Consider the following 14,647-nt stretch of genomic DNA (forward strand, 5'->3'; position numbering starts at 1 on the left):
ACGTCCAGTCGTTTTTAAAAGGGGAGGTTTAGCGATGAGTACACTCAGTCAAAAGAAGGGTGTAGGTGGAACAATTTGGGACTTTATGACAACCGTGGATCATAAGAAAATCGCCATTCTTTATTTAATTGCCGGCGGTATCTTTTTTCTAGTCGGAGGAGTGGAAGCGCTATTTATACGTATTCAGCTGGCTATACCAAGCAATGACTTTGTTAGTGCAGGAACGTATAATGAAATTTTAACAATGCATGGAACAACGATGATTTTCTTAGCTGCCATGCCGCTTCTTTTTGCTATGATGAATGCAGTTGTTCCGCTGCAAATCGGAGCTCGAGATGTAGCATTTCCATTTTTAAATTTGTTAGGTTTTTGGTTGTTTGCCTTTGGGGGACTCTTTTTAAATCTAAGCTGGTTTTTAGGAGGAGCACCTGATGCAGGTTGGACATCATATGCTTCGCTGTCTATTGCATCGCCTGGTCACGGAATTGATTTTTATGCGATAGGTTTGCAGATTTCCGGAGCCGGGACATTGATTTCAGGTATCAACTTTCTCGTAACAATCATTAACATGAGGGCGCCAGGTATGACTTATATGCGTATGCCGCTGTTTACGTGGACGACGTTTGTTGCATCAGCTCTTATTTTGTTTGCGTTTCCAGCACTGACGGTTGGATTGTTTTTAATGATTTTTGACCGCTTGTTCGGTGGAAACTTTTTTGACGCCACAATGGGTGGAAATACGATTATCTGGGAACATCTTTTCTGGATATTCGGTCATCCGGAAGTATATATTTTAATTCTTCCAGCGTTTGGTGTTTTCTCAGAAATTTTACCTACTTTTTCAAGAAAGAGATTATTCGGATACTCGTCGATGGTTTTTGCTACCGTATTAATCGGATTTTTAGGGTTCATGGTGTGGGCTCACCACATGTTTACAACCGGACTTGGTCCGATTGCAAATGCCATTTTTGCTGTCGCTACGATGGCCATCGCCGTTCCAACTGGAATTAAAATTTTTAACTGGCTGTTTACGCTTTGGGGAGGAAGTATTGAGTTTACGTCTCCAATGCTTTACGCTGTCGCCTTTATTCCGTCATTTGTTATCGGGGGAGTAACAGGAGTTATGGCAGCTGTAGCACCTGCAGATTATCAATTTCAAGATTCTTATTTTATCGTTGCTCACTTCCATTACGTTATCGTAGGCGGTGTCGTATACGCTATATTAGCAGGTGTCACATACTGGTGGCCAAAAATGTTTGGCAAGATGTTAGATGAAAAGTTAAGTAAAGCAACGTTCTGGCTCTTTTTGATTGGTTTCCACTTAACGTTCTTTATTCAGCATTTCTTAGGTCTAATGGGGATGCCTCGCCGCGTATGGACGTTCTTGCCTAATCAAGGTCTCGACCTTGGGAATGCAATCAGTTCATCAGGAGCTGCTTTCATGGCGGTTGCTACGCTCATTTTACTTGTTAACATTATAAAAACCACTGCCAAAGGACAAAAGGTAGGAGGAGATCCTTGGGGAGACGGACGTACATTAGAATGGGCTATTTCATCTCCGCCACCAGAGTATAACTTTAAACAAACGCCGCTTGTACGCGGGTTAGATGCATATTGGATTGAAAAAATGGCAGGAAATAAAGAAATGACGCCAGCCGAACCTCTTGGTGATATTCATATGCCAAACTCATCGTTTATTCCATTTATGATATCGCTTGGGATGTTTATTGCAGGGATTGGCTTTTTGTATCGAAATGATCATGCGTGGGGAGATGTTGTAGGGATTATCGGAATGATCGTCATGTTTTTATCGATGTTCTTCCGTTCATGGATTGATGATCACGGCTTTCATATTCACAAAGAAGACTTAGTTGATGATGACAAGGAGGCGAAGATGTAATGGAGACTGAACAAAAGCTAACCGCTGAAACTTTCCCTGCTTCGCCTGAAAAAGCAACGCTTGAAGGGAAAAATAAATTTACCGGCTTTTGGCTCTTTTTAGGCGGGGAGACGGTTTTGTTTGCTTCACTTTTTGCTACTTATTTAGCTTTGCGCAATTCAACGATGTCAGGACCTAAGCCGGAAGAATTGTTTGATATTAAGCTTGTTTTTGCAGCAACCATGATTTTATTAACAAGTTCACTAACGAGCGTATATGCTATGTATCATATGAAAAATTTTGAGTTTAAAAAGATGCAGCTATGGTTAGGCGTTACGTGGCTTTTAGGTTTAGCGTTTTTAGGGCTAGAAATCTATGAGTTCAGGCATTATGTTCATGAAGGGCATACGTTTACAAGCAGCGCATTTGGTTCTTCTTTCTACGCGCTGGTTGGGACACACGGAGCTCACGTAACGTTCGGACTGCTTTGGATTGGTTCTTTGATGATTCGAAATGCGAAGCGGGGGCTAAACTTATATAACGCTCCTAAATATTATGTCGCAAGTTTATACTGGCACTTTATCGATGTTGTGTGGGTCTTTATTTTCACGGTTGTATATTTAATGGGAATGGTGGGATAAGCTGATGACGACAAATCAATCAAACTCAGATAACCCAAGGCTCAATTTAGAATATCGTAAAAAAAGAAACGCAGAAGATATGAAGATGCAAGTTATCTCTTTTGCAATGATGTTGTTTTTAACACTAATTGCTTTTTTTGCGGTTTATCAAGAGTTTAGCGGATGGTACATTATGCCGGTGATTGTGCTCTTGGCGGTTGTTCAAGTCATCTTTCAACTTTATTATTTCATGCATATGAACCACAAAGGACATACCATACCAGCATTTTTCTTGTATTCAGGCGTATTGGTAGCTCTTTTAACCATTTTAGCTTTTGTAACCATTATTTGGTGGTAAAGAAAAGGGCTGGCATGCGCCAGTCCTTTTCATCATCTGTAGAAGGAGGAATAGACGTTGATTAACAATTTGCAGATGTTTGGTTTTGAAGCACTTTGGAGTCCTTACTATTTTTTAACCATTTGTCTGGTGACCGTCTTATATTTTTTCATCGTTGGTAGATGGAGAGGGAATTTTATAGGAGCGGCGGCCGTAGACAGAAAAACAAAAGCGTATTTTGTTATCAGCATGGTTCTTTTGTATATATGTAAAGGAGGACCTGTAGATTTACTAGGGCACTTTATGTTTAGTGCTCATATGACGCAAATGGCAATTGTTTACTTGGTGATTCCCCCGCTTTTTATTTTAGGAATTCCACCGTGGTTAGCTCGTTCTGTTATTTATGTAAGAGGGGTTAAACCTGTTTTTAAATTTTTTACAAAGCCCTTAATTGCTTTACTATTATTCAATGGGTTATTTTCTTTGTATCATATTCCGCTGCTTTTTGATGTTATTAAAACGGATATGACGCTTCACGGAATCGTGAGTGTTGTATTATTTATCGCTGCATTTTGTATGTGGTGGCCACTCATTAATCAGCTAGAAGAAGAACAAACGCTAAGTTCTTTAAAAAAGCTTGGATACATTTTTGCAGATGGCGTACTTCTTACTCCAGCGTGCGCGCTGATTATTTTTGCAAACCATTCTTTGTATGCGACGTATACAGACTCAAGCGCTTGGGTACAAGCTCTTTCCCTTTGTGTACCGCCTTCTATGATTGCAAGTTTAGGTCAGCTTGCTCCTGAGATGTTTAATACGCTGCCACCCGTGGAAGACCAGCAGCTAGGCGGCGTTATTATGAAGATCATTCAAGAAATTGTGTATGGAACGGTTTTAGGCTTTATTTTTTTTCAGTGGGCTCGAAAAGAACGAGAGAAAGATACGTACATGCCTGATTTTACTGAATCTCAAGATATAAAACCAAAGGAATTTCCGTCTACTCCTCCTTTGAATTAAAAAAAGCGCAGTCTGATTACTGCGCTTTTTCTAATTCTATAGCTGAACGGTTTCAAGCTGTGATTTGATTTGTGTTAATATCTTTTCACACTGTTCTACAAGGGATGGCGGGAAATATTCTCCGTCTCCATATTCTACACCGTGAGGATAATAATGTTTGCCTAATAGAGGTGTCATAAGGTGAATAACAGCATGCCTGCCCCCTACATCGCCTGAAATAGCATGTCCTTGGACTCGCAAATAGAAGGTATCTCGCTGAAACTCGAATTTTCGATCGTACGTGACGCGTTCATAATCCCATTGTCCGGCGCGGACCAGGCCAAATTGATGCATAATCTCATCTAATAAATCTAAATCTACCTTTAATGAATCAAACTTTGCATATTCAAATTTCATATGAACTCCCTCCCAAAACAGATATACCCCAACTAAATCATAAGCCGAATGGATAAAACTTGCAATATCTAATAAGGAAAAATGTAAACGTTATCTATTTTTATTTAAACGTTTTAAATGCGAAAGTTTACTAAAAAGTTGGTCACACTATAAAGCGAACACACTATGTAAAGGAGGATAAAACAATGAAAACTGTACAAGAGGTAATGACAGCTGATACGGAAACATGCACCACGCTCGATAACGTATATGAAGTGGCAGTGAAAATGAAGGAATGGAATGTAGGCGCAATTCCAATTGTCGATAGAGATCAGTTAGTAGGAATGATTACAGATCGAGACTTAGTTATAAAAGGCATTGCAGAAAAGAAGCCAAATTCAAGTAAAGTAACGGATGTTATGAGTGAAGAGCTTATAACTATTACAGCGGAAGCCTCTGTAGAAGAAGCTTCTAAGCTTATGGCTCAACATCAAATCCGTCGTCTTCCTGTTGTGGAAAATCAAAAGCTAGTCGGGATTGTTTCGCTAGGTGATTTATCAACGTTTCGCTATGCAAATGAACGTGCAGGAGAAGCGCTCTCAGACATTTCAGAACATACGCATTAAAAAGCGAAAGCCAACTGTTTGCAGGATATTCGTAAATAGTTGGCTTTTTCTTTTGTTTCCTTCATACCGATAGCTATTTTTTTTTGAATGCATGTATAATAGAGATAAAAATAAGTTAAACAGGTAAAGAAAACAGGTGTAAGGAGAGGAAGAAAAGCTGAAAAAAGTTATTTTTATTCTCGTATTAATAGTGGCATTTGTATACGCGGAGGATTATTTACCTCAGCTAGAAAAATATCTAACGGGTCAAAATATTGAGCAAAACCAAACGGATTCCAAAAGTCAGCCCACCCAAGAAGTGGCTTCTTATGAAAAACAAAGTGAAAATATGATGAGGCTCATTGGAGATCATTCAGAACAGTTAATTGGAATGCTTGGAGAGCCGGATCGTATTGATTCTTCTGCATATGGCTATGACTGGTGGATTTACAAAAAGAATCGTCAAACGTATGCGCAGGTAGGAGTAGAAAATAATCAAGTCGTATCCGTATACGTCATTGGTTCAAAAACAAATACAGATCCTTTTGAGATTGGTGAGAAGCGAGAAGAAGTGGAAAAAAGAGTTTCACTTTCATCCGAACTCACGCTTCAAAAAGACGGAAATGAATACCGATTTCGTCTGAGTGAAGAGGATATGAAAATGCGTCCAATTATTAAATATGGAGATGTATACGTCCAACTATATTTTGATCAGTTCCTTAATACAATCTCAAGTATTCGAATTATGGATATGGACACGCTATTAAAACAGCGTCCGTACGAAATTGTTTATCGCGGCGAGCTTCCAACAGCTCCGTCATTGACAGCAGAGGAGTGGAAAAGTGTCCAAGAAGGAGAAGAGCAGCAAATTATCGATATTACAAATGTAATTCGAGACCGTTTTCAGCTGTCACCTTTAGCTTGGGACGAAGCCACTGCCGGAGTAGCTTATTTACACAGCAAAGAAATGAGTGACTTAAACTATTTCTCTCACGTTTCACCAGCACAAGGTGATTTAGGCAACCGTCTGCAAAAAGGTGATGTAGTATACCGTATCGCGGGCGAAAATATTGCCTCGAATTATCAGGATGGAATCGCTGCGGTTGAAGGGTGGCTTAATAGTGAGGGACATCGTAAGGCTTTACTCAATAAAGAGTTTACGCGTCTTGGTGTAGGTGTATATGAGAAGTATTATACGCAAAACTTTATCACTCCGATGAATGAATAGTAAGATTAAAACTTCCTTTTGAAAATAGGTCTACTCTTGTCCTCTTTCTCATAAGTTTTAGTAGAGGTTAGAGGAGGGACGAGAATGAAAGGAAGAATAGTAGGAATATTGCTCGTACTTTTCTTTGCATATACGACTACTGTACATGCAGCTGAAGGGCAGTGGGAAAAGCTTGATAACTTATCTGATCAAACGCTATCGCTTGTAGAGCAAAAGGAGTATAAAGCAGCCCAACATTTGTTCAGAAATTTTTCGAATGAATTTACCAGTCTCAATACAGCTTCTTTGGGCGTATCGGCCGAAGATATACGTATTTTAACTCTTTGTTATGAACAGGTAGAAAGGTCTCTTTTATCTTCTGATTCCAGTGATGAAGAACGTCTTCAAAAAGCTACTCAATTTCGATTATTAGTCGATGCGCTGCACAGCAAGCATCAGCCTATGTGGACTGAACTCGAAGGCAGTATGCTAGCAACATTTAAAGAGATGCGAAATGAAGCAGTAAAAGGAGAACAGGCGGCTTATGAAGCGCAGCTTAAGCAATTTTTAAAGGAATATGATATGATCTTACCGAGCGCGCAGGTAGACGTGTCGTCTCCCTACGTACAGCGTGTGAGCGCAGACGTTCACTTTTTACAAAGTGAAGGAACGCTAAGTGAGATTAACGATGACCAGTTCAACCAAATGGAACAAAATTTAAAAGATTTTTTTGAACAAGTAAAAGAAAATCGTACGGACCCGTCTTTTATTTGGGTTACAATCACCACCGGAAGTATTATTATTGCTACACTTTTTTATGTAGGAGCGCGAAAGTATTTCGCTGACCAGAAAAGAAAGTCAGCCAGAGGGCGTAATGATTGACGTAAAAGCGCAGAATTGTCTAAAATAAAAGAGTAGTCAAACACATAATGAAAGGTGTGGGTAAATGAGCTTTTTGATTTATTTTCTCATTATTATCCTTGTGCCAATTTGGGCACAGTTTAAGGTGAGAAGTGCTTACAAAAAATATTCACAAGTAAGCAACTCATCAGGAATGACAGGCGCAGAAGTAGCAAGAAAAATTTTGGATGAAAACGGATTGTACAACGTTCACGTAGAGCCTGTAGGCGGATTTTTATCCGATCACTACGATCCTCGCTCAAAAGTCATTCGTTTGTCAGAAGACAACTATTACGGAACGTCTGTCGCAGGCGCTGCCGTTGCGGCTCACGAAGTGGGACACGCGATTCAAGACAAAGAAAACTATTCGTTTTTACGCCTTCGCCACTCGCTTGTGCCGGTGGCAAGCCTTGGATCAAACGCTTCTTGGATTTTAATTATGATTGGAATTATCGCGTCGATTAAGCCGTTGCTATTGTTAGGTATTATCTTCATGGCAGCAGCGGTCGTATTCCAAGTTGTAACACTGCCTGTTGAATTTAACGCTTCAAGCCGAGCGATGACGCAAATCGTCTCAGTCGGAGCGATTCGAAATGACGAAGAGCGCGAGACGCGCAAAGTGCTTAACGCAGCGGCTTTAACATACGTAGCAGCCGCAGCAGTAGCAGTTCTTGAGTTGGTTCGTTTAATCATGATTTATACAGGAATGAATAACGACGACTAATAAAAAAATACCGCATTAGCGGTATTTTTTTATCTTTCAAGCGGTTTTTTATTTTCATCAAGGGTAAATCCTTCACCTAAGACATCATGAACATCCGTAACTGCAACGAAGGCGTGTGGATCTACAGAAGTAATAACTTGCTTTAAACGGAAAATTTCATTTTTACTAACAACGCAGTATAGCACGTTGGTATCTTGCTTAGAAAAAGAACCCTGTCCTTTTAAAATCGTCACGCCTCGATCCATTTCTTTCATAATTTTATCCGATATGGCTTCGTTATGATTCGAAATGATGGTTGCGCCTTTGGCCGCATACGCACCGTCTTGCATAAAGTCAATAACCCGTGCAGCGACAAAGACTGCAACAAGTGTGTACATAGCTTCTCGGTAGGATAAATAAATGAGAGACGCACTAATCACAATAAAGTCAAAAAGAAACATCGTTTTCCCCATATTCCACCCGATATATTTTTGAACAACACGGGCAATGATATCGACTCCTCCTGTTGTTCCTCCAAACCTGAAAATAATGCCAAGACCCACTCCAATAAAAACACCGGCAAAAAGAGCTGCTAGAGTCATATCATGGCGCAGGGGCATATTCACCGGAAAGCGCTGGAATATCCATAAAAATAGCGATAAGCTAACAACTCCGAGCATGGTATAAATAAATGCTGTTCTCCCTAATAGTTTCCACCCTACAAAAAACAAAGGAATATTTAACACTAAGTTAGAATAAGAGGGATCAATGTTAAATAAGAAAAATAAAAGCAGGGTAATGCCTGTGAATCCACCTTCAGCTAAATTGTTTTGCATGTTAAAATTAACAAGTCCAAACGCAAATATAGCAGAACCAAGCAGTATAAAAATAATATTTTTTAATCTGAGACCTTTCATACTTACAAACCTCCTATGACCGTTTTTGCACTACCTTATCATAAAGGAATATATTTCATTTCGTAAATAACTATCGAAAAGATTTTTGAAAATAGTAAAAAGTGATGATGTTTCTTCTAGTGCTATGTATTAGTAGTATCCTCAATTCGTAAAATATAGACAGATTTTTGAGAATTAAGGGAAACGTGAGGAATATTGTGAAAGAGCATCTGACAAAGGCGTGGTAAGAAGAAGTAATTACACTAAATAATTTGAAGTAAAGATGTTATAATAGTAAGCTGAGTGTACTTCTAAAAGAGGTGAAATAAAAAGATGTCAAAAAAAACGATGGAGCAAATGCAGCAAGAAGTTGATGCATATATTAGCCAATTTAAAGAAGGATATTTTAGTCCTCTTGCTATGCTTGCGAGAATGTCGGAAGAAGTGGGCGAATTATCGCGCGAAATTAACCACTATTATGGTGAAAAGCCGAAGAAAACGACTGAAGCAGAACGTACGGTCGAAGAAGAAATGGGCGACATTTTATTTGTATTAATTTGCTTTGCAAATTCATTAAATATTGATTTACAAGAAGCGCATGATCGCGTTATGAATAAATTTAATACGCGTGACAAAGATCGCTGGACGAAAAAAGAAGACTAAGGAGAGAAAAAGAATGGACAAAATTCGAATTGTACTTGCAGGACCAAGAGGTCGTATGGGAAAAGAAGCTGTATTATTAATAGAAGAAACAGAGCATTTTGAATTAGTAGCAGCGGTGGATCGTATCAATGAAGGAAAATACATAAGTGATATTGAAGGAATGCCAAATGTACAAGCGCCGATCTACACGGATATTGAAAAATGTTTTCAAGACGTTAAGGCAGATGTTTTAGTTGATTTGACAACACCTGAAATTGGACGCGTTCATACTAAAACAGCTTTAACATATGGAGTACGACCTGTTGTAGGAACAACTGGCTTTTCAGAAGAAGATTTAAAAGAATTAAAGCAGCTTGCTGAAGAGAAGGAACTTGGCTGTATTATTGCACCTAATTTTGCGATTGGCGCTATTTTAATGATGAAGTTTTCACAAATGGCAGCTAAATACTTTGATGATGTAGAAATCATTGAAATGCATCATGATCAAAAGTTAGATGCACCATCAGGAACAGGCTTAAAAACAGCGGAGCTGATCAGTGAAGTTCGTGAAGCAAAAAAACAGGGCCACCCTGAGGAAAAAGAATTACTAGAGGGCGCACGCGGTGCAGATTATGAAGGAATCCGCCTACATAGCGTACGTTTGCCAGGACTGATTGCTCACCAAGAAGTGATGTTCGGAGGATTTGGACAAACGTTAAAAATTCGTCATGATTCATACAACCGCGCTTCTTTTATGTCAGGTGTGAAGCTAGCTGTTGACACAGTTATGAACGTAGACACACTTGTATATGGGTTAGAAAATATTATTGACTAAGGAGCGAGAAAAATGAAAATCGCCTTAATTGCACATGATAAAAAGAAAAATGATATGGTACAATTCACAACAGCCTATCAAGCGATTTTACAGGAACATTCGCTGTTCGCAACAGGAACAACAGGAACGCGTATTTCAGAAGCAACAGGTTTGCAGGTTCACCGCTTTCAATCAGGACCGCTTGGAGGAGATCAGGAGATAGGAGCTTTAATTGCTCAAAATGAAATGGATATGGTTATTTTTTTCCGCGATCCGTTAACAGCTCAGCCTCATGAACCTGATATTTCAGCTCTGATGCGTCTATGTGACGTCTATGCGGTTCCTCTTGCAACGAATATGGGAACAGCAGAGATTTTAATTCATGGACTTGAACGAGGCGATTTGCATTGGCGTTCAATTATAAAAAAATAGGGTGAAGATAATGAAAGAAACAATAGATATCCTTGCCTTTGGTGCTCATGCCGATGATGTAGAAATCGGCATGGGTGGAACCATTGCAAGAATGAGTGAACAAGGTTTGAAGGTAGTTATTTGCGATTTGACGCAAGCTGAACTTTCTTCAAACGGAACGGTTGAAATTCGAAAACAAGAAGCGTCTAAAGCAGCTGAAGTCTTAGATGTTCATGAGCGAATTCATCTGCATTTGCCAGACAGAGGTTTGTTTTTAAAGCCAGAATATATAGCTGAAATTGCATCAGTCATTCGCACGTATCAACCAAGGATTATATTTGCTCCTTATTTTGAAGATCGTCATCCTGATCATGGAAATTGTGCAAAGCTTGTAGAAGAGGCCATGTTTTCCGCTGGCGTTAAAAATTATATAGATGATAAGAAGCAAAAAGCTCATCGTGCGGAGTCTCTATATTTCTATATGATAAATGGATTTCATAAGCCAGATTTTATCGTAGATGTATCAAGCACGTTTCAAAAGAAAGTAGCTAGTCTAGAGGCTTATGAAAGTCAATTTATAAAAACAGCAGATACGTTTGATACGCCGCTCGTAAACGGATATATTGAAACGGTAGAGAGCAGAGAGCGGTTATTTGGCAAAGAAGTCGGGATAGCTTACGGTGAAGGTTTTTTATCTAAAAAACCGATTTTGATGTACGACGATTTAGTAGGTGGAAAATAAATGAAGTTAAAAATTGGTATTACATGTTATGCTTCCGTTGGAGGTTCAGGAGTGGTAGCAACGGAGCTAGGGAAGCTGCTGGCTGAAAAGGGGCACGAAATTCATTTTATTTCCTCTAGCATGCCTTTTAGATTGACGAAAGTATATCCAAATATTTATTTTCACGAAGTAGATGTAAATCAATACTCCGTCTTTAAATACCCTCCGTATGATCTCGCTTTATCCAGTAAAATGGCTGAAGTGGCTAAAAGAGAAAAGCTTGATATTATTCATACGCACTATGCAATCCCCCATGCCGTTTGCGGGATTTTAGCTAAACAAATGGTAGAGCACGAAGTGAAAATTGTGACGACTCTTCATGGAACAGATATTACGGTTCTAGGAGAGGATCCATCGTTAAAAGACTTAATTAAATTTGGAATTGAGAAATCAGATGCAGTGACGGCTGTATCTCAGTCACTTGTTGATCAAACTCACCATTTAATTAGTCCAGATAAAGAAATTGAAACGATGTATAATTTTATTGATGAACGAGTTTATCATAAAAAAGAAGTTCAGTATTTAAAAGCGGAGTATGGCATATTAGAAAATGAAAAAGTCGTTATTCATATTTCAAACTTTCGTCAAGTCAAACGAGTTACAGATATAGTCAAAACATTTGCTATTATTAATGAAAAGCTTCAGTCTAAGCTGCTGCTTGTAGGAGACGGCCCTGAAATGACGGTTGTGTCTCAATTGGTAAAAGAGCTAAATCTTCAAGATTCTGTGTTATTTCTTGGGAAACAAGAAAATGTAGCAGAATTATATTCGATTAGCGATTTAAAACTGTTATTATCTGAAAAAGAAAGCTTTGGGCTTGTACTTTTAGAAGCTATGGCTTGTGGTGTTCCATGCATCGGAACAAATATAGGCGGAATTCCCGAAGTAATTGAACACGAAAAAACAGGATATATTTGCGAAGTTGGAGACGTCGAAGAGGCAGCGAGCAAAGCAATTCAGCTACTTGAAAATGAACAGCTGCATCACCAAATGAGGGAAGCGTCTCTAAGCGCAGTTAATCATAAATTTCATTCAACAGAGATTGTGAGTCAATATGAAAAACTTTATTATAAATTGGTACAGGGTTGAAGAATGGAGGACGTTATGAAAGAACCGTTCATTCATCCGCTTTATATTATTGAAAAACTGGAGACAGCCGGTTACGAAGCGTATTTTGTTGGAGGAGCGGTCCGGGATCTCATTTTAAATCGGACGATTGGAGATATTGATATCGCTACGTCAGCTAGGCCGGAACAAGTGATGGAACTCTTTCCTAAGACGATTCATGTAGGAATCGAGCATGGTACGGTTGTCGTTGTCCATGAGAACGAGACCTATGAGGTGACCACTTTTCGCTCTGAGGGAGAATATGATGATTTTCGTCGTCCCTCGTCCGTTACGTTTATTTCGTCTTTGATAGAAGATTTGCAGCGTCGCGATTTTACAATTAATGCAATGGCTATGAATGCAAAAGGAGAAATTATTGATCCATTTAATGGAAGGGAAGATTTACGAAACCAGTTAATTCGTACTGTCGGAAATGCTAAAGAACGCTTTCATGAAGATGCTCTTCGTATGATGAGAGCCGTTCGCTTTGTCAGTCAGCTGGCGTTTTCGCTGTCTGATCAAACTAAAAGAGCCATTCAGCAATACGGTGAACTACTGAGGCATGTTTCTATTGAACGCATTACAGTTGAATTCGAAAAAATGCTGAGCGGAAAGCGGCCGTCTTTAGCATTAGCACTTGTAGCAGATACGGAGCTGTATCGCTACTTGCCCGAATTGAATGTAGATCCGCAAAAATTCCGATCTGTTTGTGCACACGATTGGATGATGCTTCAGCGAGTATCGGAGTCGTGGACACTTCTTGTACATCTGCTCGACATTCAAGACAAGCAGGCATTTTTTAAAAGCTGGAAATTATCTAATAAGCAAATTAAAGATATTCAGCTTCAGTCTATTGGTCTTCGGGACGTTTTGGAAAATGGATGGTCAAAACGCATCATGTATACAATTGGAGAGCAGGCCAGCGTGAGCGTGAATCGTATTTTACAACTTCTTCGAAGCAATGAGTATATGAATGAACATGAGCTTCTTTACATCTATAGCGAGCTGCCTATTCATTCTTTAAAAGATTTAGATATAAATGGTCAAGATCTTTTAGTATGGACAGGTAAAAAGGGTGGTCCATGGGTGTCTCAACTATTAAAAGAAATTGAGGAAAAAGTTCTATACAATGAGTTAATGAACACGAAATCTTCAATAAGAAAGTGGGTGCAGTCTTGCAGTCAGATATAAGAAGAACGCTGCTTGAAATGTTTACGAACGCAGATGGGGACTATGTGTCCGGCCAAAAGATCAGCGATTTATTAGGCTGTTCAAGAACAGCTGTATGGAAGCATATCGAAGAGCTGCGAAAAGACGGCTATGAACTTGAAGCTGTTCGTAAAAAAGGCTATCGCATTGTTGGGAAGCCGAACAAAGTAAGCAGCAACGAGCTTTTATTAGGACTTCAAACAACAAAAATCGGCCAGTATATTCACTATGAGGAAAGCGTGCATTCTACTCAAAAAATTGCTCATCGAATTGCTCAAGAAGGAGCAAAAGAAGGAACGGTCGTAGTTGCTGAAGAGCAAACGGCAGGAAGAGGAAGACTTGATAGAGCGTGGTACTCCCCAAAATATACTGGTGCCTGGATGAGTATTATACTGCGTCCTTCTATCCCTCCGCAGCAGGCTCCTCAGCTGACTTTACTATCAGCAGTCGCTGTTGTACAGGCTATTCAAGAAGTGACGAACCTTTCTCCAGACATTAAATGGCCGAATGATGTTTTATTAAATGGGAAGAAGCTAGTTGGGATTTTAACGGAAATGCAGGCTGATTTTGACCGGATTCATTCGGTCATCATTGGAATCGGCATTAATGTGAATCAGCAGGAAACGGATTTTAATGAACAAATCAAACACATTGCCACATCTTTACGTATTGAAAAAGGTGAAGAAATTAATCGTGCCGCTTTGATGCAAGCGTTTTTCTTAAAGTTAGAAACCCTTTATGAAGAATACTTAAAAAATGGCTTTGGTTTAATTAAAGTTCTTTGGGAAACGTATGCAATCAGCATTGGAAAGCGAATTATAGCACGGACGATGACAGCCAACATTGAAGGCTTCGCAAAAGGTATAACAGATGAAGGCGTTTTATTGATTGAAGACGATGAAGGTGTTATACACCGAATTCATTCTGCAGATATTGAGCTCTCTGCTAAAAAATAGTAGAAAAATAAAGAAATTTTTATTATAATACGAGTATCAAGGTAGTATCGAAAGAACTTCACTTGATACTCGTTTGTTTATTTTTAATACGACAATAAATCTGCCTTGATCCATTAAGGACTAGGACAGAGGGATGACGCGTAGGTAAGCACATTAGGTAAAGTGTGCTTTTTATAGATGAAGTCTGT

At 39.2% G+C, this 14,647-nt stretch carries 17 protein-coding genes; 15 read left to right on the plus strand and 2 right to left on the minus strand.

The window, feature by feature from the left end; translation table 11 throughout:
* The first annotated feature begins 34 nt into the window (after positions 1 to 34).
* Genes ctaD through ctaG form a run of 4 tightly spaced genes read left to right on the plus strand, consistent with a single transcriptional unit; the run spans position 35 to position 3,853 of the window.
* Positions 35 to 1,900: a cytochrome c oxidase subunit I gene (gene ctaD / locus NST66_RS05490; protein ID WP_033578414.1), complete on the plus strand. Its 1,866-nt coding sequence runs from the start codon at positions 35 to 37 to the stop codon at positions 1,898 to 1,900.
* Positions 1,900 to 2,520, plus strand: coding sequence for a cytochrome c oxidase subunit III (gene ctaE / locus NST66_RS05495; protein ID WP_013056081.1), 621 nt, complete (start codon positions 1,900 to 1,902; stop codon positions 2,518 to 2,520). Before ctaD ends, ctaE begins: the two co-directional genes overlap by 1 nt.
* A 4-nt stretch (positions 2,521 to 2,524) precedes the next feature.
* Complete coding sequence (ctaF, locus tag NST66_RS05500) at positions 2,525 to 2,857, plus strand: cytochrome c oxidase subunit IVB (protein ID WP_014460982.1); 333 nt, start codon at positions 2,525 to 2,527, stop codon at positions 2,855 to 2,857.
* 57 nt (positions 2,858 to 2,914) lie between these two features.
* Positions 2,915 to 3,853 carry a cytochrome c oxidase assembly factor CtaG gene (gene ctaG / locus NST66_RS05505; RefSeq protein WP_047751379.1) on the plus strand — a complete coding sequence of 313 codons (939 nt, stop codon included), beginning with the start codon at positions 2,915 to 2,917 and terminating at the stop codon, positions 3,851 to 3,853.
* Between the two features lie 36 nt (positions 3,854 to 3,889).
* Here the strand turns inward: ctaG and NST66_RS05510 are convergent, their stop codons facing one another.
* Entirely contained in the window at positions 3,890 to 4,249 is a 360-nt protein-coding gene (locus NST66_RS05510; protein ID WP_013056084.1) for a YugN family protein, read from the minus strand.
* 185 nt (positions 4,250 to 4,434) lie between these two features.
* Here NST66_RS05510 and NST66_RS05515 point away from each other — a divergent pair, with 185 nt between their 5' ends.
* From NST66_RS05515 to NST66_RS05530, 4 genes are all read left to right on the plus strand, one after another.
* Positions 4,435 to 4,854 carry a CBS domain-containing protein gene (locus NST66_RS05515; RefSeq protein WP_028414093.1) on the plus strand — a complete coding sequence of 140 codons (420 nt, stop codon included), beginning with the start codon at positions 4,435 to 4,437 and terminating at the stop codon, positions 4,852 to 4,854.
* 190 nt (positions 4,855 to 5,044) lie between these two features.
* Positions 5,045 to 6,061, plus strand: coding sequence for a CAP domain-containing protein (locus tag NST66_RS05520; protein WP_028414092.1), 1,017 nt, complete (start codon positions 5,045 to 5,047; stop codon positions 6,059 to 6,061).
* An 84-nt stretch (positions 6,062 to 6,145) separates the two neighbouring features.
* Positions 6,146 to 6,922, plus strand: a complete 777-nt coding sequence (locus NST66_RS05525; protein ID WP_034266841.1) for a sporulation protein YpjB — start codon at positions 6,146 to 6,148, stop codon at positions 6,920 to 6,922.
* Positions 6,923 to 6,986: 64 nt separating this feature from the next.
* Positions 6,987 to 7,664 (plus strand): zinc metallopeptidase, encoded by a 678-nt coding sequence (locus tag NST66_RS05530; RefSeq protein WP_013056088.1) that lies wholly within the window; start codon positions 6,987 to 6,989, stop codon positions 7,662 to 7,664.
* A 29-nt stretch (positions 7,665 to 7,693) separates the two neighbouring features.
* Here NST66_RS05530 and NST66_RS05535 read toward each other — a convergent pair whose 3' ends face one another.
* Entirely contained in the window at positions 7,694 to 8,560 is an 867-nt protein-coding gene (locus tag NST66_RS05535) for a YitT family protein (protein WP_028414090.1), read from the minus strand.
* A gap of 312 nt (positions 8,561 to 8,872) precedes the next feature.
* On the opposite strand from NST66_RS05535, the gene NST66_RS05540 reads away from it, so the two are divergent.
* The 7 genes from NST66_RS05540 to NST66_RS05570 are packed head-to-tail and all read left to right on the plus strand — an operon-like array spanning position 8,873 to position 14,459.
* Positions 8,873 to 9,202, plus strand: coding sequence for a nucleotide pyrophosphohydrolase (locus tag NST66_RS05540; protein ID WP_013056090.1), 330 nt, complete (start codon positions 8,873 to 8,875; stop codon positions 9,200 to 9,202).
* Between the two features lie 13 nt (positions 9,203 to 9,215).
* Complete coding sequence (gene dapB, locus NST66_RS05545) at positions 9,216 to 10,016, plus strand: 4-hydroxy-tetrahydrodipicolinate reductase (RefSeq protein WP_013056091.1); 801 nt, start codon at positions 9,216 to 9,218, stop codon at positions 10,014 to 10,016.
* Positions 10,017 to 10,028: 12 nt separating this feature from the next.
* A complete protein-coding gene (gene mgsA / locus NST66_RS05550; RefSeq protein WP_033578417.1) occupies positions 10,029 to 10,427 on the plus strand; it encodes a methylglyoxal synthase in 399 nt (132 codons plus the stop codon).
* Between the two features lie 10 nt (positions 10,428 to 10,437).
* Positions 10,438 to 11,148 (plus strand): bacillithiol biosynthesis deacetylase BshB1, encoded by a 711-nt coding sequence (gene bshB1, locus NST66_RS05555; protein ID WP_340843190.1) that lies wholly within the window; start codon positions 10,438 to 10,440, stop codon positions 11,146 to 11,148.
* Entirely contained in the window at positions 11,149 to 12,276 is a 1,128-nt protein-coding gene (gene bshA / locus NST66_RS05560; RefSeq protein WP_028414087.1) for an N-acetyl-alpha-D-glucosaminyl L-malate synthase BshA, read from the plus strand. It begins immediately after the preceding gene.
* Between the two features lie 15 nt (positions 12,277 to 12,291).
* Positions 12,292 to 13,485: a CCA tRNA nucleotidyltransferase gene (locus NST66_RS05565; RefSeq protein WP_033578418.1), complete on the plus strand. Its 1,194-nt coding sequence runs from the start codon at positions 12,292 to 12,294 to the stop codon at positions 13,483 to 13,485.
* Positions 13,470 to 14,459, plus strand: a complete 990-nt coding sequence (locus tag NST66_RS05570) for a bifunctional biotin--[acetyl-CoA-carboxylase] synthetase/biotin operon repressor (RefSeq protein WP_013056096.1) — start codon at positions 13,470 to 13,472, stop codon at positions 14,457 to 14,459. The genes NST66_RS05565 and NST66_RS05570 overlap by 16 nt, the downstream gene beginning before the upstream one ends.
* Positions 14,460 to 14,647: the final 188 nt, after the last annotated feature.

Origin of the sequence: Priestia sp. FSL W8-0524, from assembly GCF_038005965.1 — a bacterium.
Classification (GTDB): domain Bacteria; phylum Bacillota; class Bacilli; order Bacillales; family Bacillaceae_H; genus Priestia; species Priestia zanthoxyli.